The following is an 18,189-nucleotide window of genomic DNA, read 5'->3' as shown; positions in this document are numbered from 1 at the left end:
CTATGAGCTCCAGAAGCACTTTAAGTACTGAAACTCCCCCGGTGGCTGCCGGCGCACGCCCCGTGGTCTGGAGCATTGCGGGTTCGGATTCGGGCTCCGGTGCCGGCCTGCAGGCCGACCTCAAGGCGCTGCAGGCGTTTGGTGTTCATGGCTGTACGGCCGTGGCCGCCCTCACCGCACAGAACTCCGTGGCCGTTACGCGCGTGGAGCCGGTCAGCGCCGAGTTGCTGGACGCGCAACTGGCAGCCCTTGCTGCGGACCTGCTGCCTCAGGCCATCAAGACCGGCCTGCTGGGCAGCGTGGAGAACCTGCACGTGGTTTGCCAATGGGTGGACCGACTGCGCGCGCAGGGCCAGCCCGTGGCGCTGGTGGTGGACCCGGTACTGGGCTCGACCACCGGGGCCAGCTTTGCAGGGGATGCCTTGGTGCAGGCCTACCTGCAAAAGCTGTTGCCACGCGCCACGCTGGTCACGCCCAACCGCGCGGAGGCCGAACGCCTATGCCTGCGTGTGGGACAAACATATGAAGTGGGACAACCCTCGGTGGTCATTACCGGTGGTGACGACGCGAGGGCCAACGGCTTGGCCAGCGACTGGTTCAGCAGCCCACAAGCCTGCGGCTGGCTCAGCCTGCCGCGCGTGGACACTCCGCACCACCACGGCACCGGCTGTACCTTTGCTTCAACAGTCGCCGCCGCGCTGGCCAGTGGCTACTGCGTGGCCGATGCGGTGGTGCTGGCCAAGATGGCCACCACGCACGCCCTGCGCCACGCCTATGCCGCAGGGCAAGGCGCGGGCCCCGTGCAGGCCTTGCCAGACTTTGCGCAGCACGCCGACAACCTGCCGTGGCTGCAGGCGCAACCCGCCGCGCAGACGGCCTTTCCCGATCTGAGCAACCCGGCTCTGGGCGTCTACGCCGTGGTGGATAGCGCCGCCTGGGTACGCCGCGTGTTGGCCGCTGGTATTCGCACCGTGCAGTTGCGCATCAAAGACCCCGCCGAGCCCACGCTGGCCGCGCAGATTGCAGAGAGCATCGCCATCGCGAATGCGACTCCGGGCGCACAACTCTTCATCAACGACCACTGGCAACTCGCCCTGCAGCATGGCGCCTATGGCGTGCACCTGGGCCAGGAAGACCTGGACACCGTGGACCTGGACGCCCTGAGAGCAGCCGGCGTGCGCCTGGGCCTAAGCACCCACAGCTACTGGGAAGTCGCCCGTGCCTGGGCCCTGCGCCCCAGCTACATCGCTTGCGGCCCCATCTTCGCCACGCAGAGCAAAGACATGCCCTGGATCCCCCAGGGATTGGACAACCTGCGCTACTGGGCGCATGTGCTGCCAATGCCCGTGGTCGGCATTGCAGGCATTGATGCGAGTAATGTGGCAGATGTGGCCGCGACGGGCGCTGCCAGTGCGGCGGTGATTTCGGCGATAACGAAGGCGGGTGATCCCGAGGCGGCGTGCAAGGCGTTGATGCAGCGGTTTGAGAGGTTGCTCCTATAGACTGAGACTCAAAATAGGAAATTCACACTATGAACGAACTTTGCGTACTCTCGAATTTGTCCAGTTCTGATTGGGCTGCATGGACACAAGCAGGGGTCGGGGCCATTGCGATGATTGTTGGTGCCGTGGCAGTTGTTTGGCAGGTACGGCGTAATCGTATGGAGATTTCGGAGCGGGAAGCTCGCGCACATGACGGTCTTGCGAGGCTACTGATTCATCTCAAAGATTCTGCGGTCGAGGCTCGTTTAGAAAAGCGGAAGTTGGAACGCTGGCCACTGGGCCATCCGGCCGAACCAAGCTCGCGATTCAAAGAGCTCGCTGATGCAATCCAATCCTATCCACTCGACGCGATTCAAGCTGAGGTCCCGTTCGACGCATTGCTCAATGCAAGGCGCGCTGCCAGAGAGATGTGGCCCCTTGTCAGCCCCGAGTCTGAAATTAATATAAATCCGGACTTTGAAAATACATTTCAGCAATACGTTGGCCTGCTCGAACAGCAAATACTTCAACTTCGTGCAGAAGCCGAGCGCTTGTACAGAGGTGAGCCAGCGCGCCATGCTGCGGCTGCAGAAATGACCGGTTCCGCGAGCGAGGAGTAGCTGTCCGATCGAGCTAGTCGCGCCATTCTTGGTTGCGGATTAACCGGTATTGTTCGTTCAGCTTTAGTGCCCGGTCTCAGTCTTTATCCCCATCGCAACAAAATTCTTCTCCCCTCCATGCTGCACCAGCAGCGCCACCGACCCCTTGACCTGCGCCAGCAGCGCGCGGGCCTGCTCCACGGACGTGACGGGCATATGGTTGATGGCCAGCAGGATGTCGCCGGGAGCGATGCCGGCCTTATCGGCTTCCGGCTGAACGCCTTCGATCATCAGGCCGTGGCGCGCTTCGGCGGCGCGTTGTTCCACGGGCAGCAGGGGGCGCACGGCCAGGCCCAGTTGGGGTAGTACGGGGACGTTGGGCCGCGCGTCGGCCGCCGGTTTGGCCGTGCTGGGGTCTTCCAGCGTGGCGAGCACCTGGATGGCCCGGCCGTTGCGCAATACGTCGATCTGCATCTGCTGGCCCGGCAATGCCATAGCCACCCACAAAGGCAAGTCGCTGGACGCCAGGATGGCGTGGCCATCGATGCCCACAATCACATCACCAATCTGTAAACCCGCTTTGGCCGCGGCCGTGTCCGTGCGCACGTCTGAGATCAGTGCGCCGACGGGGCGGGGCAGTTTGAACGCATCGGCCAGCGCCTGGTTCACTTCTTGCACCGAGACACCCAGCACCCCGTGTGAGGCATGGCCCGTGGCGACGATCTGGCGCTGCACCGATTGCGCCAGGTCGATAGGGATGGCAAAGCTCAGGCCCTGGTAGCCGCCGCTACGGGTGTAGATCTGGGAGTTGATACCTATCACCTCGCCACGCGCGTTGAACAGCGGGCCGCCCGAGTTACCGGGGTTGATGGCCGCATCGGTCTGGATGAAGGGCACGGTGTAGTCATCCGGTAGGGTGCGGCTCTTGGCGCTGACCACGCCGGTGGTCACCGTGTTGTCTAGCCCAAAGGGCGAGCCAATGGCCAGCACCCACTCACCCACGCTCAGGTCGGCCGGCTTGCCGATGGCGACGGTCGGCAAGTTGCTCGCCTCGAGCTTGAGCACGGCCACATCGGTCTTGGCGTCGCTGCCCAGCACCTTGGCCTTGAACTCGCGCCGGTCGGTCAGCTTGACGGTGACTTCGCTGGCATGGGCGATGACGTGGGCATTGGTCAGCACCAGGCCATCGGCGCTGACGATGAAGCCCGAGGCGCGCCCACTCACCGGAATCTGCATGCTGGCGCCGGTGGCACCAAACTGCTCCTGGAACTTACGCAGAAACAGCTGCGTGGGGTCTTCGCTGTCAGCGCCTTTGGCGTTGGTGCCACTGTCCTTGCTGTCGGCCGTGATGAGCCGCGTACCGCTCACGCTGATGTTGACCACGGCCGGGCCGTAGCGCTGGACGATCTGTGTGAAGTCGGGCGTGCCCAGCGTGCGGATGGTCGGTGGCGGCGCACTGCTGGGGCTGGCGGTTTGCGCATAGCCGGTGGCCAAGAGGCTGGCGCTGGCCAGGGCGAGGAGGGCGGTGCGCGCCAGGTGCGGCAGGGAAGGGGCAAAGGCTTTCATGTGACCCATGGTGCAGTGCCTGCATGAAGACGTGTGTGCCGCAGGTGAAGCCGCGGTAAAGTTTTTTCTGCCACAATTGACGTTTACGTAAACGTCAATTGCGTTCAACCCCTGCCAACCGAGGAACACCATGCCAGACTCCATCGTGATCGTCAGCGCCGCCCGCACCCCCATGGGGGCCTTTCAGGGCGATTTCTCCAGCCTTGCCGCCCATGACCTGGGCGGTGCCGCCATCCAGGCTGCCGTGCAGCGCGCGGGCATCAGCCCGGAGCTGGTCACTGAAGTGCTGTTTGGCAACTGCCTGATGGCGGGCCAGGGCCAGGCGCCTGCGCGCCAGGCGGCGTTTAAGGGCGGCCTGCCCAAGAGCGCGGGCGCGGTCACCTTGAGCAAGATGTGCGGCTCCGGCATGCGCGCAGCCATGTTTGCGCACGACATGCTGCTGGCCGGCAGCCACGATGTGCTGGTGGCAGGCGGCATGGAAAGCATGACCAACGCGCCACACCTGCTGCTCAAGGGCCGCTGCGGCATCCGCATCGGCCACGACCGCGTGATGGACCACATGATGCTGGACGGCCTGGAAGATGCCTACGAGGCCGGCCGCTCCATGGGCACCTTTGGCGAAGACTGCGCTGCCAAGTACAGCTTCACCCGCGAACAACAAGACAACTTCGCCACCACCAGCGTGCAGCGTGCGCAAGCAGCGATTAAAAGTGGAGCGTTTGAGGCGGAAATCACCCCCGTGACCGTGAAGACCCGCGCAGGCGAGGTACAGATCAGCGTGGACGAAGGCCCTGGAAAGATCAAATTCGACAAGATCCCCACGCTCAAGGCCGCGTTCAAAAGAGACGGCACCATCACCGCCGCCAGCAGCAGTTCCATCAACGACGGGGCTGCGGCCATGGTGATGATGCGCGCCGGCACCGCCGCCGAACTGGGCTGCAAGCCGTTGGCCCGCATCGTGGCCCACGCCACCCACGCGCAAGAGCCCAACTGGTTTGCCACCGCCCCCGTAGGTGCTACGCAAAAGCTGCTGGCCAAGGCCGGCTGGAAGGTAGAAGACGTGGACCTGTGGGAAATCAACGAAGCCTTTGCCGTGGTGCCCATGGCGCTGATGGCCGAGCTGCATATTCCGCACGACAAGGTGAACGTGAACGGCGGCGCCTGCGCACTGGGCCATCCGATTGGCGCGTCCGGTGCGCGCATCATGGTGACTTTGATCCACGCGCTGAAGGCACGTGGCCTGAAGAGGGGCGTGGCAACTTTGTGCATTGGTGGTGGTGAAGCCACCGCGTTGGCGCTGGAGTTGCTATAAATTGAGGAGCTGCTCGCGCTTGTTCTGCGTGGGCTAGGATGCTAAATGACCATGCAGGGGTGCGGAGTGTCGGGGGCCGATTTCTGCGCGTTTGGCAGTATGAGGCCCCCGGCACTCCGCACCCCTGCATAGCGGGCGCCACTAACTTGGAGTGAGCATGACTGTTTTTGTAATAGGCGCATCGCGCGGCATTGGCCTGGAGCTGGTGCGCCAGTACCTGGATGCCGGTGAGCGCGTGATCGCCACCGCGCGTGACGAGGCGGGGCTGGCGCGCCTGCGCGATCTGGGGGCCCAGGCCATGAAGCTGGATGTGAGCAACCCTGCCAGCGTCAGCGGCCTGAGCTGGCAGCTGGATGGTGAAAAGATTGATGTGGCCTATTACGTGGCCGGCGTGTTCTCCGACGAGGACGCCAAGTCCCCGCCCACGCAACAGGCGTTCGATTCCATGATGCACGCCAACGTGCTGGGCGCCATGCAAGCGCTGCCACAGGTTGCGCCCTGGGTGGAAGAGGCGCACGGGCAGTTCGTGTTTTTGACCAGCGACTTCGCGCAGATTGGCGGCGTGCAAAGCAGCCATGGCTGGGTTTACCACGTGAGCAAGGCCGCCCTCAATATGGCCGTGGTGGCCGCGCAGCCCGACTACCCGAAGGCCCAGTTTCTTCTGATCCACCCCGGCTGGGTGCGCACCGACATGGGCACCCCCGATGCGCCCTTGCTGCCCGAGGAAAGCGTGGCCGCCATTCGCGCCACCGTGGCCGCGCGCAAAACGGGTAAGACCGGTTTTGCCTGCAGCGATGTGCCCTACCTGCGCTGGGACGGCACGCCCTTCTCTAGCTGGTAAGTCCCACAAACCATAACGACCCGAGAGAAACAAACCCCATGCTGCTGACCCAAGACCAGGAAATGGTGCGCGACGCCGTACGCGCCTTTGCGCAGGCCGAACTCTGGCCGAATGCCGCCCAGTGGGACAAGGACCACACCTTTCCCAAGGCCGCCCACCAGGGGCTGGCCGCGCTGGGTGCCTATGGGATCTGCGTACCTGAGCACCAGGGCGGCGCGGGGCTGGACTATGTGACGCTGGCGCTGGTGCTGGAAGAAATTGCCGCGGGCGACGGCGGCACCAGCACGGTCATCAGCGTGACCAACTGCCCGGTCAACGCCATCCTCATGAAATACGGCAACGCGCAGCAGCACAAGCAATGGTTGGAGCCGCTGGCGCAGGGCCAACTGCTGGGCGCCTTCTGCCTGACCGAGCCGCATGTGGGCAGCGATGCGTCGTCACTCCGCACCACGGCCGTGAGGGATGGCGACAGCTACGTCATCAACGGCGTCAAGCAATTCATCACCAGCGGCAAGCATGGCGATGTGGCCATCGTCATCGCAGTCACCGACAAGGGGGCGGGCAAGAAGGGCATGAGCGCATTCCTGGTGCCCACCAACGCGCCCGGCTATGTGGTGGCGCGGCTGGAAGACAAGCTCGGCCAGCACAGCAGCGACACCGCGCAGATCAACTTTGACAACTGCCGCATCCCGGCCGAGAACTTGATTGGCAAAGAGGGCGAGGGCTATGGCATCGCCCTGGGCGGGTTGGAGGGCGGGCGCATTGGCATTGCCGCGCAAAGCGTGGGCATGGCGCGCAGCGCGTTTGATGTGGCCGTGGCCTATGCCAAGGACCGACAGAGCTTTGGCCAACCCATCTTCAACCACCAGGCCGTGGGCTTTCGTCTGGCCGAATGCGCCACACAGATCGAGGCCGCGCGCCAGCTCATCTGGCATGCCGCGGCACTGCGCGATGCAGGCCGTCCGTGTCTGAAAGAGGCTGCCATGGCCAAGCTGTTTGCCAGCGAAATGGCCGAGCGCGTCTGCAGTGCCGCCATCCAGACCCTGGGTGGCTACGGCTATGTGAGCGACTTCCCGGTGGAGCGCATCTACCGCGATGTGCGCGTGTGCCAGATTTACGAAGGCACGAGCGACGTGCAGAAGATCATCATCCAGCGCGCGCTGGGCTGAGTCTTTTGGTATGACTTACCTTGCGGTTTTTCACGAGTTCGCTAAAATGTACATCTGACTTGTACATTTAAAGGGCTTGCCATGCAGACCATTCCTTTTTCTGAGGCCAGAGCACAACTTGCCGATGTGTTGCGTGGGGTGGAGGCTGGGGATGCACCTATGGTGATCTCCCGCAGGGGCCAGGCCAGCGGCGTGCTGATGTCGTTTGCGCAGTACCAGCAACTCAGCGGTGAAGGGCTGGGCTTTGCTGATCGTTTGGAAGGCTGGCGCGCCAAGTACTTGGCGCCGGATATGCCCGGTGATGATGTCAATCCTTTTGATGGCGTTCGCCAATCCGACGATGCGAGGGATTTCGCGTGGTGAGCGCGATGACGTGGTTGCTGGATACCAATGTGGTGTCCGAGGCCATCCGGCCGCAACCAAACCCGGCAGTGATGGGGAGTCTGAAGCGCTATCAAGGTGAGATGACGATTGCGGCTCCGGTCTGGCATGAGCTGCGCTTTGGCTGGCTACGCTTGCCTGAAGGCCAGCGCCGTGACGCGATCGGGCGCTTCGTGCAAGATGTTGCCGGGCAGCTTCCGGTTCTGCCTTATGACGCATCTGCTGCACGCATTCACGCAGAGTTGCGGTCCCAGCGCGCACTGGCGGGCCAGACCTTGCCCTTTGTGGACGGGCAAATTGCAGCCATTGCCATTGCGCATGGCACAACCCTCGTCACCCGCAACACCAAAGACTTTGCAGGACTGCAGGGGCTGCGGATGGTGGATTGGTTTGAAGGTTAAGCCAATGGCCGTGCTGCTTCCTCCCGGTGTCACCGTTTTCGAGCGCGGCTGGCTGTCCAGCAACAACATCCTGATCCAGGGCGAAGGCGGCAGTGCGCTGATCGACAGCGGCTACTGCACGCATGCCGATCAAACCTTGGCATTGGTGGACTCCGCCTTGCAAGGTAGTCCGCTGGACTTGTTGCTCAACACCCATTTGCACAGCGACCACTGCGGTGGCAACGCCGCGCTCCAGGCCCGCTACCCGGCGCTGCAGACCCACATCCCGCCCGGCCATGCCGAGTACGTGCGTGTGTGGGATGCACATGCGCTGAGCTACACGCCCACGGGGCAGAACTGCCCGCGCTTTCATCTGGATGCCACCTTGCAGCCCGGTACCACCATGCGGCTGGGCGATCTGCTGTGGCAGGTGCATGCCGCGCCGGGGCACGACCCGCATTCGGTCATCCTGTTTGAGCCCGCCAGCCGCACGCTGGTGTCGGCCGACGCGCTGTGGGAGCGCGGCTTTGGCGTGGTGTTTCCCGAGCTGGACGGCGAAGGCGCGTTTGACGAGGTGGCGGCCACGCTGGACCTTATTGAGCGCCTGAACCCTGCCGCCGTCATTCCCGGCCACGGCGCTGCGTTTGCCGATGCGCCCGCAGCCATCGCGTTTGCGCGCCAGCGACTGAACGGTTTTGTGCAGAACCCCGCCAAGCACCTGCAGTACGCGGCCAAGGTGCTGCTCAAGTTCAAGTTGCTGGAAGCCCAGCGCCTGGAGATGGCCGCGCTGCTAGGCTGGGCCCGTGGCACCCCTTACTTTGCGGCCATGCTGGCCACGCACTTTGCGGGGCAGAGCTTTGAAGCCGCTGCCGGCCATTTGGTGCAGGACCTGGTGCGCTCCGGCGCCGCCACGGTGCAGGGGTCACTGGTGCTCAACGCTTGAACTGAAGGAGATTTTCATGCCCATCACCAAAGGATTCCGTGCCCTGGTGGACACCGCCATGGCGCAGGTCACCACCTACAGCGTGGCCGAAGTGCTGGCCAAGTTGCAGAGTCCACGGGTGCAACTGGTGGACATCCGCGATATCCGCGAGCTGGATGCGGGCACGGCGGTGGGCGCCTTCCATGCGCCGCGCGGCATGCTCGAATTCTGGGTGGACCCCGACTCGCCGTACCACAAGAAGCTGTTTGCCGACGAACACAAGGAGTTCATCCTGTTCTGCGGCCTGGGCTGGCGCAGCGCACTGGCCGCCAAGGCGCTGCAAGACATGGGCATGACCAACGTGGCCCATATGGACGGTGGCTGGGAGGGCTGGGTGCAGGCCGGCGGCCCGACCGAAACGCTGGACCAGCAGAAAGCCCGCCGCGCCGCCAAGGCATGATGACGGGCATGAAACGTTGTGAGATAAATTCCGCCTGCCCCTGCGGCAGGCTGTACCAGAAGAAACCCCTCGCCTACGGCGCTTGCTGCGGCCGCTGGCTGGAGACCGACACCCCCGCGCCCGACGCCGAAAGCCTGATGCGCAGCCGCTACAGCGCCTTCTGCCTGGAGCGCGTGGCCTACCTGCTGCGCACCTGGCACGCCAGCCACCGCCCGCCCAGCATGGAGTTTGAACCCGGGGTGAAATGGCTGGGGCTGGAGGTGCGCAGCCATACGGTGCTGGACGCGACCCACGCCGAGGTGGAATTTGTAGCGCGCCAAAAGCCGTTGATTGGTCCCGCCGTGCGCCTGCATGAGTGCAGCCGCTTTATCTTGGAGAACGGCCACTGGCTGTATGTCGATGGAGATGCCCTGTGAAGTTTGATGCCGTGTTGTTTGACTGCGATGGTGTGCTGGTGGACAGCGAACCGATTACCAATGGTGTGCTGCGCGACATGCTGGCCGAACAGGGCTGGCGGCTGAGCGTGCAGGAGTGCATGGACATTTTTGTGGGCAAAGCCGTGATCGACGAGCGCGCCCGCATCGAGGCGGAGACCGGCAAGCCGCTCACGCCCGAATGGATGGCCGAATTCCGCGTGCGCCGCAACGTGGCGCTGGATGCGCAGGTGGCTGCCATTGACGGTGCGGTGGCCGCGGTGGCGGCCGTGCATGCCAGTGTGCAGGGGCGCATTGCCTGTGCCTCGGGGGCCGACCGGGCCAAGGTGGAAATGCAGCTGCAGAAGGTGGGCCTGTGGACCTTTTTTGACGGGCGCGTGTTCAGCGGGCACGAGATGCCGCGCTCCAAGCCACACCCCGATGTCTACCTAGCCGCCGCTGCCGCCTTGGGGGCAGACCCTAAGCGCTGTGCCGTGGTGGAGGACACGGTGACAGGCATTGCCGCCGGCGTAGCCGCAGGTGCCACGGTGTTTGCCTATGCGCCAGCGGGTCAAGGCGATGCGCTCATCCAAGCCGGCGCCCACCAGGTGTTTACACACATGGACGCGCTGCACGCCCGCCTGCTCGGCGCAGACCGTCGCGACGCAAGTTAGGGCCGGATGTCAGGCGAGGGCGTGGTCGGCACGCCCTGGTCCAGTGCCGCTTGCTGCTGTACCCGCAGCGCGCGCTGGTAGGCCGGGCGCGCCTGCAGGTGTTGCCAGTAGGCAGCAACGGCGGGTGGAAACTGCGCCGACAGGCCCAGGTGCTGCGCTAGCAGCAGTGCATAGCCCACCGCCACATCGGCTGCGGTGAATCGGCCCGCGCACAAATACTCCGCACTCTGCAGCGTGGCATCCACCGCGCGCAGGCGCGCCAGAAACCAGCGCGCGTAGTCCGCTGCCACCTGCGGTTGCAGGCGCTCCGGCGGCTCGAAGTGGGTGTAGCGCAGCACCAGGGTTTGTGGGAAGGTCAGCGTGGCGTCGCTCATGTGCAACCAGTTCAGGTAGGCGCCATAGGCTGCATCGTCCACCGGCACATCGAGTACGCCTGCGCTGTGGCGTGCGGCCAGGTACTGGCACATGGCGGCGGATTCGGTCATGCGCGTGGCGCCGTCCACCAGCAGTGGCACTGTGCCCAGCGGGTTTTCTTGCAGGTAGTCACGCGCCAGCACGCGGGGCGGAAACGGCAACATGCGCAGCTCGTACGGTAGGCCCAGTTCCTCCAGCATCCAGAGGGGCCGCAGAGAGCGTGCGCTGACGCAGTGGTGCAAAACAATCATCGCGGAGTTCCTCAACGTTTTTTGAAGGCGCGCAGGTCGTGCATGCCGGGCAGGGTGCGCGGGTCGCTGCCTTCGGGGAAGATGCGGTGCTTCTGGATCTTCTGCGTGCCCGTGGTGGGAATCTCGGGCGCAAACCAGAGCCAGCCCGGCGCCTTGTAATAGGCCAGTTGCTGGTGGCAAAAGTCGAACAGGGCGCGTGCCGTGTCGGCGCTCTCCGCGCCTTGCTTGAGCACCACGCAGGCCAGCACCTCTTCCTCACGCACATCGTCGGGCAGCGCCATCACGGCCGCATTAGCCACCAGCGGGTGTGTCAGCAGCAGGGCCTCCACCTCGGCCGCGGCAATGTTTTCGCCGGAGCGGCGGATGATGTTCTTGCGCCTGTCCATGAAATGGAACATGCCGTCGGCCCCGCGCACCACCACGTCACCGGTGTGGAACCAGCCGCCGCGCCAGGCATCCGCCGTGGCCTCGGGGTTGTCCAGGTAGCCGCTGAAAAAATGCCGCCGTGGGGTGGCCGCGCTGTGGCGGATGACCAGCTCGCCCGGCGTGCCATCGGGCAGCACCTGGCCCGCCTCGTCCATCACGCAGGCGTCCAGCCCGGGGCGGGCGCGGCCAAAGGCGCGCGTACCGACTTGTCGGGGCGCCTGGCAGTCGCACAGCGGGCGCACCATCTCGGTCATGCCCCACAGTTCCAGCAATGGGAAGCCGTAACGTTCCTCAAACACGGCATGCAGCTGCGGCTCCACGCCGGCGCCATAGCCAAAGCGCACGCTATGCGCGCGCTCCAGCGGGCTTGTGGGCTGGTTCAGCAGCATGGGCACCACCACGCCCAGGTAGTGCACGATGGTGGCGCGGCTTTGCACCACCTCGGCCCACCAGCGGCTGGGCTGGAAGCGGTCGGTCTGTACCTGGCAGCCGCCGCTGAGCAACATGCAATAGAAGGACAGGATGGACGCGTTCACATGGAACAGCGGCAGCGGGTTGTAGAGGCGCTCCTGCCCCTCGCGCACCGCGCCCAGCCCGCCCTGGTGGGCGTACCAGTGGCCGGCGGCCAGCTCGTAGGTGTGGGACAACACGCAGCCTTTGGGCTGACCCGTGGTGCCCGAGGTGTAGAGGATGCTGGCCGGCGTGTCGCCCACCGGATCTCCGGCCTGGGCGGGTGTTGCAGGGGCCGGCAAGGACGCGTCTGCCAGCGCCTCCAGCACGCGCACCGGCGGCTGGTGCTGGGTCAAGGCGAGTGCGGCCTGCACGGCCTCCAGGCGGTGGGCCAGCACCACGACCAGGTCCACGCGTGCATGGTCCACCAGGTAGGCCAGTTCACGCGGGCGGTAGTCGGGGTTGATGGGCACGCAGCACACGCCCAGGCTGTTGAGCGCCAGCTTGTGCAGTAGGTGTTCCGGCCGGCTCTCCAGAAACAGGCCCACGCGGTGGCCCAGGCCGTAGCCAGCGGCGCGGTACTGCGCCATCAACCCGCGCACGGTGTCGGCGGCCTCGGCATACGTGATCTCGCGGCCCTCGGGGTCGTAGGCACGTGCCGGGTTGGCGGGTACGGCCAGCAGGCTGTGGGTGGCGTAACGCGCACAGGCCGAAAAAAAGGCTTGGCCTATGGTGGTGGCATCGTCAATGTCGATCATGGGCCCCTAGTCTATGAACGGTGCGGGCGCAGCGTGCGCCAACAAGGCCACAAATCACGCCAGTGGCGTGGCGCTGCGGCGGAACTCGGCCGGGGACTGGCCGGTCCAGCCTTTGAAGGCGCGGATAAAACTCTTCTCGTTCTGAAAGCCCGCCGCCTCGGCCACCTGCTTGACGGGGCGCTGGGTGCGCAGCAGCAGCTCGGTGGCGCGGCTTTGGCGCACCTCGTCTTTCAGGGCCTGCAGCGTGGCACCTTCCTCTTTGAGCTGGCGGTGCAGAGTGCGCGGCGACACGTGCAGCAGCGCGGCCAGTGCCTCGGCGCCATGCGTGTCCTGCGGCTGGGCGCCCAGCAACTGGCGCACGCGCTGCACCAGCAGGCGGTCACGCCGGTACTGCAGAACCGTCAAGGGTAGGGCGTGTTGCAGCATCTGCTGCAAGGCCCGCTCGTCGCGCCGCAGCGGCAGCTGCAGGTACTGCGCATCAAAACTGATAGCAGCCTGTGCTTGCCCGAAGCGGGTGGGGCCCGAAAACAGCACCTGGTACGCCTCGGCGTGCGCCGGCGCCGCAAACGGAAACTGCGCGTGCAAGAGCGGAATGCGCGAGTCCACCAGCCAGCAGGCCAGGCCATGGATGTTGCGCAGCACCGAGACCAGGCAAAACTCGCGCAGCGCGCCCCGCTCGCCCAATGCACGGTGCTCGGCAATGCTGATGCTGGCCGTGCTGCCAGTGGTCTGCAGCGTGAGGGTGATGTCGTCGGCAATCAGGCCGTGGTGGCGGCACCAGCGTGTCACGGCCAGCGCCAGCGTGGGCGCGCTGATGGAGGCGCGGGCCAGCATGCCGTAGCTGCCCCAGGGCAGGCGGCGGCTGAACCAGCCCAGTGCCTCGTCGTCCAGCTCGCGCATGGCCAGGTCCGAGATGCGCTCCATCTGCCAGGCGGTGATACGGGCCTGGTCCTGCGGTACCTGCTCTGGCGCAATCTGTGCCTGCGCCAGGGCGTTGGACGGGTCCTGCCCACAGCGCGCGTAGGCGGTCACAATGGTTTGGACAAAGGCCATGGGGGTGGCAGCGATGGGGCTGGGATGCGGCATTCCCCCAGTGTGCCAAAAAATGCGCCAGTCGTGGCAGGATTTGCAACCTCAGTGGCGTCCCGCCCGGCGGGCGGCGGACGCACAATGCCTGCTGACTGTCCAACCCCTGACCGGATGCGCCCATGACGATTCTGGAATCCCAGCTCAACCCCCGCTCGGCCGACTTTGCGGCCAACGCCAGCGCCATGCGCGCCCTGGTGGACGACCTGCAGGCCCAGGTGGCCCGCATTGCAGAAGGCGGCGGCGAGGCGGCCCGTGCCAAACATGTGGCCCGCGGCAAGCTGCTGCCGCGCGACCGCGTGGCCATGCTGCTGGACCCCGGCACGCCATTTTTGGAGCTGGCCCCGCTGGCCGCGCTCAATGTGTACGACAACGCCGCGCCCGGCGCCGGCATCGTGGCGGGCATTGGCCGTGTGAGCGGGGTGGACTGCATGATCGTCTGCAACGACGCCACCGTGAAGGGCGGCACCTACTACCCGTTGTCGGTCAAAAAGCATTTGCGCGCACAGGAGATCGCAGCGCAAAACAACCTCACCTGCATCTACCTGGTGGACAGCGGCGGCGCCAACCTGCCCAACCAGGACGAGGTCTTCCCCGACCGCGACCACTTTGGCCGCATCTTCTTCAACCAGGCCAACATGAGCGCGCAGGGCATTGCGCAGATTGCCGTGGTCATGGGCAGTTGCACGGCCGGTGGCGCCTATGTGCCGGCCATGTCTGATGAGACCATCATCGTGAAGAACCAAGGGACCATCTTTCTGGGCGGTCCGCCACTGGTCAAGGCGGCGACCGGTGAGGTGGTGACCGCCGAAGACCTGGGCGGTGGCGATGTGCACACGCGGCTTAGCGGCGTAGCCGACCACTTGGCGCAGAACGACCTGCACGCCATTGCCCTGGCCCGCCAGGCGGTCGCCCATTTGAATAAAAAGAAGCCTCAAGCCTTCGCCGTTATTGCGCCAGTAGCTCCTAAATATATAGCGGAAGAGCTGTACGGGGTTATTCCTACCGATACCCGCAAGCCCTTTGATGTGCGCGAAACCATCGCCCGCATCGTGGACGGCAGCGAGTTCCACGAGTTCAAGCCGCGCTACGGCGCCACGCTGGTGACCGGTTTTGCGCACATCGAGGGAATGGCGGTGGGCATCATTGCCAACAACGGCATTCTGTTCAGCGAATCGGCACTCAAGGGCGCCCACTTCATCGAGCTGTGCTGCCAGCGCAAGATCCCGCTGGTGTTTTTGCAGAACATCACCGGCTTCATGGTGGGCCGCAAGTACGAGAACGAAGGCATTGCCCGCAACGGCGCCAAGATGGTCACGGCCGTGGCCACTGCCGCTGTGCCCAAGTTCACCATCATCATTGGTGGCAGCTTTGGCGCGGGCAATTACGGCATGTGTGGTCGCGCTTACAGCCCGCGCTTTTTGTGGATGTGGCCCAACGCGCGCATCAGCGTCATGGGCGGCGAGCAGGCGGCCAGCGTGCTGGCCACGGTCAAGCGCGACGGCATTGAAGGCAAGGGCGGCGCCTGGAGCATGGAGGAAGAAGAGGCTTTCAAGGCGCCGATCCGCCGCCAGTACGACGAACAGGGCCACCCCTACTACGCCAGCGCCCGCCTGTGGGACGACGGTGTGATCGACCCCGCCGACACGCGCCGCGTGCTGGCCCTGGGCCTGAGTGCGGCATTGAATGCGCCGATTGAAGACACCAAGTTCGGTGTCTTCCGCATGTAATGGGCTGGCCATGACTGCACTGACCCTGACCCACACCGGAGCGCTGCTCACCATCACGCTGAACCGCCCCGAGGTGCGCAACGCCTTCAACGACGAGGTGATCACCGAGCTGACCCAGGCCTTCCAGACCGCCGCCGCCAGCGCCGAGACACGAGCCGTGGTGCTGGCTTCTGAGGGCCCCGCCTTCTGCGCGGGCGCCGACCTGAACTGGATGCGCCGCATGGCGGACTACACGCGCGCCGAAAACTTGGCCGACGCCGCCAAGTTGGCCGAGATGCTGCGCGTGATGTACGCCTGCCCCAAGCCCACCATCGCGCGCATCCAGGGCGATGTGGTCGCCGGCGGCATGGGCCTGGTGGCGGCCTGCGACATGGCCGTGGCGGTCGACAGCGCGGGCTTTTGCCTGAGCGAGGTGAAGCTGGGTTTGATTCCCGCCACTATCAGCCCCTATGTCATTCGCGCCATGGGTGCACGCGCTGCACACCGCTACTTTTTGACGGCCGAACGCTTCAGCGCGCAGGAGGCGTTGCGCATCGGGTTTGTGCACGAGGTGGTGCCGGCCGAGCAGCTGGATGCCAAGGTGGCGGAGCTGGTCAAGGCCCTAGTCAACGCCAGCCCGAATGCCGTGCGCAGTTGCAAAGAGCTGGTGCAGACCGTGGCTGGCCGAGAGATTGACGGCACCCTGATCGCCCACACCGTGGAGGGCATTGCCGATATCCGCAGCAGCAGCGAAGGCAAGGAGGGCGTGCAGTCCTTCCTGCAAAAACGCAAGCCGAACTGGCTGGTCTGAGTTCCCGAGGAAAACAATATGTTCACCAAAATTCTGATTGCCAATCGGGGAGAGATTGCCTGCCGCGTGGCCGCTACGGCTGCGCAACTCGCCATCAAAACCGTCGCCGTGTACTCCGATGCGGATGCCAACGCAAAACACGTGGCCGCGTGTGACGAGGCCGTGCACATTGGCGGCAGCGCGCCCAAGGACAGCTACCTGCGCTGGGAAAAAATCATTGCCGCGGCGCAGGCCACGGGGGCGCAGGCCATTCACCCAGGCTACGGCTTCTTGAGCGAGAACGAAGAGTTCGCCCAGGCCTGTGCCAAGGCGGGGCTGGTGTTCATCGGCCCGCCCGCATCGGCCATCCTGGCCATGGGGCTGAAGGCCGAGTCCAAACAGTTGATGGAAAAGGCCGGCGTGCCTTTGGTGCCCGGTTACCACGGCAATGACCAGGACCCCGCGTTGTTGCAGCGCGAGGCCGACCGCATTGGTTACCCCGTGCTCATCAAGGCCAGCGCAGGGGGCGGTGGCAAGGGCATGCGTGCGGTGGACAAGGAGGAAGACTTTGCCGCCGCGCTGGCGTCGTGCAAGCGCGAGGCCATCAACAGCTTTGGCGATGACGCGGTGCTGATCGAGAAGTATGTGCAGCGTCCGCGCCATATCGAGATCCAGGTGTTTGGCGACACGCTGGGCAACTATGTGTACCTGTTCGAGCGCGACTGCTCGGTACAGCGCCGCCACCAGAAGGTGCTGGAAGAGGCACCCGCGCCCGGCATGACCGAGGCCTTCCGCCAGCAAATGGGCGAGGCGGCAGTGGCCGCGGCGCGCGCGGTCCAGTACGTGGGTGCCGGTACGGTGGAGTTCATCGTCGAGCAAAAGCCCGACGGCGCCATGACGTTTTTCTTCATGGAGATGAACACGCGCCTGCAGGTGGAGCACCCCGTCACTGAAGCCATCACCGGGCAAGACCTGGTGGAGTGGCAGCTGCGTGTGGCGTCCGGCGAGCCGCTGCCGCTGCAACAGCATGAGCTGAAGATCCAGGGGCATGCCATCGAGGCACGCATTTGCGCCGAAAACCCCGACAACAACTTCCTGCCCGCCACCGGCACGCTGCAGGTCTACAGCCTGCCTGCGCATGTGACGTTTGAGCGCGCCAGCCACGGCACGCGGGTGGATTCCGGCGTGCGCCAGGGTGACACCATCAGCCCGTTCTATGACTCCATGGTGGCTAAGCTCATCGTGCACGGCGCCACGCGCGAAGAGGCGTTGGCGCGTTTGGACGCCGCGCTGGCGCAGACCCATATCGTGGGGCTGGCGACCAATGTGCAGTTCCTGCGCCACGTCACCACCAGCGCCTCGTTCGCCCAGGCGAACTTGGACACGGCGCTGATTCCGCGCGAAGCCGCCGCGCTGTTCCACCAGGACAAGCTGGGCCTGCCGCTGGCAGCTGCGGCCATAGTGGCGCACACTCTGCAGGCCGAGCTGGACCAGGGCGTGCAGACCGATGCGACGGGCTGGCGCGACCCCTGGGCGCAGCGCGATGGCTGGCGCTCACACGGTCCCTCGGTGCGCGGTTTTGCGCTGGAATACGCAGGCGAGTCTCACACTGCAGTGCTGACCACGGTGCGCGGCAGTTACACGCTGGCCGTGGCGGGGCAGGCCCTACCGCTGCAGTGGACTGTTGCCGCCAACGGCGCTCTGGACCTGCAGTTCGGTGCGCAGCGTGTCGTAGCCCATATCTATCGAAATGGCGATGTAGCCCACGTATTTAATGCGCAAGGCGCTATACAAATCGTAGCAATTGACGCGCTGGCCCATGCCGGTGAAACCCATGCCGAGGGAGGCCGCCTGACGGCGCCCATGCCGGGCAAGGTGGTGTCGTTTGCGGTGAAGGCGGGTGACGCGGTGACCAAGGGCCAGGCGCTGGCCGTGATGGAGGCCATGAAGATGGAGCACACCATTGCTGCGCCGGCCGACGGCACCGTGGCCGAGCTGCTGTTTGCGCCCGGTGACCAGGTGACCGAAGGGGCCGAGCTGCTGCGCCTGGAGGTGGCCGCCTGAGCCGGGGCCGCGGAGGGGCTTTGCAAAGCGGCGAAAATCCCCC

At 65.1% G+C, this 18,189-nt stretch carries 18 protein-coding genes; 14 read left to right on the top strand and 4 right to left on the bottom strand.

All coding sequences use genetic code 11. From position 1 onward, the window contains the following. Positions 1–2 precede the first annotated feature (2 nt). Both thiD and C5F53_RS20120 read left to right on the top strand, forming a co-directional pair. Positions 3–1,502 carry a bifunctional hydroxymethylpyrimidine kinase/phosphomethylpyrimidine kinase gene (gene thiD, locus C5F53_RS20505; RefSeq protein ID WP_161499923.1) on the top strand — a complete coding sequence of 500 codons (1,500 nt, stop codon included), beginning with the start codon at positions 3–5 and terminating at the stop codon, positions 1,500–1,502. Positions 1,503–1,531: 29 nt separating this feature from the next. Continuing rightward, the gene (locus tag C5F53_RS20120; protein ID WP_146097340.1) at positions 1,532–2,101 is read left to right on the top strand and encodes a hypothetical protein; all 570 of its coding nucleotides are present in this window, start codon (positions 1,532–1,534) and stop codon (positions 2,099–2,101) included. Between the two features lie 63 nt (positions 2,102–2,164). On the opposite strand, the gene C5F53_RS10800 is transcribed toward C5F53_RS20120, so the two are convergent. After that, on the bottom strand, positions 2,165–3,655 hold the full coding sequence (locus C5F53_RS10800) for a Do family serine endopeptidase (protein ID WP_236635341.1): 1,491 nt from the start codon (positions 3,653–3,655) through the stop codon (positions 2,165–2,167). 121 nt (positions 3,656–3,776) lie between these two features. On the opposite strand from C5F53_RS10800, the gene C5F53_RS10795 reads away from it, so the two are divergent. The 9 genes from C5F53_RS10795 (at position 3,777) to C5F53_RS10755 (ending at position 10,198) form a co-directional block, all read left to right on the top strand. Then, positions 3,777–4,958 carry an acetyl-CoA C-acyltransferase gene (locus C5F53_RS10795; protein WP_105261372.1) on the top strand — a complete coding sequence of 394 codons (1,182 nt, stop codon included), beginning with the start codon at positions 3,777–3,779 and terminating at the stop codon, positions 4,956–4,958. Between the two features lie 157 nt (positions 4,959–5,115). After that, entirely contained in the window at positions 5,116–5,799 is a 684-nt protein-coding gene (locus tag C5F53_RS10790) for an SDR family oxidoreductase (RefSeq protein ID WP_105261371.1), read from the top strand. Positions 5,800–5,837: 38 nt separating this feature from the next. Beyond that, positions 5,838–6,968, top strand: coding sequence for an acyl-CoA dehydrogenase family protein (locus tag C5F53_RS10785; RefSeq protein WP_105261370.1), 1,131 nt, complete (start codon positions 5,838–5,840; stop codon positions 6,966–6,968). Positions 6,969–7,049: 81 nt separating this feature from the next. Beyond that, complete coding sequence (locus tag C5F53_RS10780; protein ID WP_105261369.1) at positions 7,050–7,331, top strand: type II toxin-antitoxin system Phd/YefM family antitoxin; 282 nt, start codon at positions 7,050–7,052, stop codon at positions 7,329–7,331. Positions 7,332–7,336: 5 nt separating this feature from the next. Next, positions 7,337–7,750: a type II toxin-antitoxin system VapC family toxin gene (locus tag C5F53_RS10775; RefSeq protein WP_236635340.1), complete on the top strand. Its 414-nt coding sequence runs from the start codon at positions 7,337–7,339 to the stop codon at positions 7,748–7,750. A gap of 4 nt (positions 7,751–7,754) precedes the next feature. Further along, the gene (locus C5F53_RS10770; RefSeq protein WP_105261367.1) at positions 7,755–8,672 is read left to right on the top strand and encodes an MBL fold metallo-hydrolase; all 918 of its coding nucleotides are present in this window, start codon (positions 7,755–7,757) and stop codon (positions 8,670–8,672) included. 16 nt (positions 8,673–8,688) lie between these two features. After that, positions 8,689–9,111, top strand: a complete 423-nt coding sequence (locus tag C5F53_RS10765; protein ID WP_105261366.1) for a rhodanese-like domain-containing protein — start codon at positions 8,689–8,691, stop codon at positions 9,109–9,111. Next, entirely contained in the window at positions 9,111–9,527 is a 417-nt protein-coding gene (locus C5F53_RS10760) for a YchJ family protein (protein ID WP_370446723.1), read from the top strand. The genes C5F53_RS10765 and C5F53_RS10760 overlap by 1 nt, the downstream gene beginning before the upstream one ends. Further along, positions 9,524–10,198: an HAD family phosphatase gene (locus C5F53_RS10755; protein ID WP_105261365.1), complete on the top strand. Its 675-nt coding sequence runs from the start codon at positions 9,524–9,526 to the stop codon at positions 10,196–10,198. Before C5F53_RS10760 ends, C5F53_RS10755 begins: the two co-directional genes overlap by 4 nt. On the opposite strand, the gene C5F53_RS10750 is transcribed toward C5F53_RS10755, so the two are convergent. Genes C5F53_RS10750 through C5F53_RS10740 form a run of 3 tightly spaced genes read right to left on the bottom strand, consistent with a single transcriptional unit; the run spans position 10,195 to position 13,583 of the window. Beyond that, the gene (locus tag C5F53_RS10750; RefSeq protein ID WP_105261364.1) at positions 10,195–10,863 is read right to left on the bottom strand and encodes a glutathione S-transferase family protein; all 669 of its coding nucleotides are present in this window, start codon (positions 10,861–10,863) and stop codon (positions 10,195–10,197) included. The two genes, C5F53_RS10755 and C5F53_RS10750, sit on opposite strands and share 4 nt — an antisense overlap. An 11-nt stretch (positions 10,864–10,874) precedes the next feature. Continuing rightward, positions 10,875–12,497 (bottom strand): AMP-binding protein, encoded by a 1,623-nt coding sequence (locus tag C5F53_RS10745; protein ID WP_105261363.1) that lies wholly within the window; start codon positions 12,495–12,497, stop codon positions 10,875–10,877. Between the two features lie 54 nt (positions 12,498–12,551). After that, positions 12,552–13,583: an AraC family transcriptional regulator gene (locus C5F53_RS10740; RefSeq protein ID WP_236635339.1), complete on the bottom strand. Its 1,032-nt coding sequence runs from the start codon at positions 13,581–13,583 to the stop codon at positions 12,552–12,554. A gap of 122 nt (positions 13,584–13,705) precedes the next feature. Between C5F53_RS10740 and C5F53_RS10735 the strand changes: the two genes are divergently transcribed. Genes C5F53_RS10735 through C5F53_RS10725 form a run of 3 tightly spaced genes read left to right on the top strand, consistent with a single transcriptional unit; the run spans position 13,706 to position 18,146 of the window. After that, on the top strand, positions 13,706–15,313 hold the full coding sequence (locus C5F53_RS10735; RefSeq protein WP_105261362.1) for a carboxyl transferase domain-containing protein: 1,608 nt from the start codon (positions 13,706–13,708) through the stop codon (positions 15,311–15,313). Positions 15,314–15,323: 10 nt separating this feature from the next. Then, positions 15,324–16,103 carry an enoyl-CoA hydratase/isomerase family protein gene (locus tag C5F53_RS10730; protein ID WP_105261361.1) on the top strand — a complete coding sequence of 260 codons (780 nt, stop codon included), beginning with the start codon at positions 15,324–15,326 and terminating at the stop codon, positions 16,101–16,103. Positions 16,104–16,121: 18 nt separating this feature from the next. Continuing rightward, positions 16,122–18,146: an acetyl/propionyl/methylcrotonyl-CoA carboxylase subunit alpha gene (locus tag C5F53_RS10725; protein WP_105261360.1), complete on the top strand. Its 2,025-nt coding sequence runs from the start codon at positions 16,122–16,124 to the stop codon at positions 18,144–18,146. Positions 18,147–18,189: the final 43 nt, after the last annotated feature.

The organism is Rhodoferax sp. TS-BS-61-7, assembly GCF_002943465.1.
In the GTDB taxonomy this organism is placed as follows: domain Bacteria; phylum Pseudomonadota; class Gammaproteobacteria; order Burkholderiales; family Burkholderiaceae_C; genus Allorhodoferax.
The sequence above is the reverse complement of the archived record's forward strand: the minus strand, read 5'-3'. Positions and strand labels throughout refer to the sequence as shown.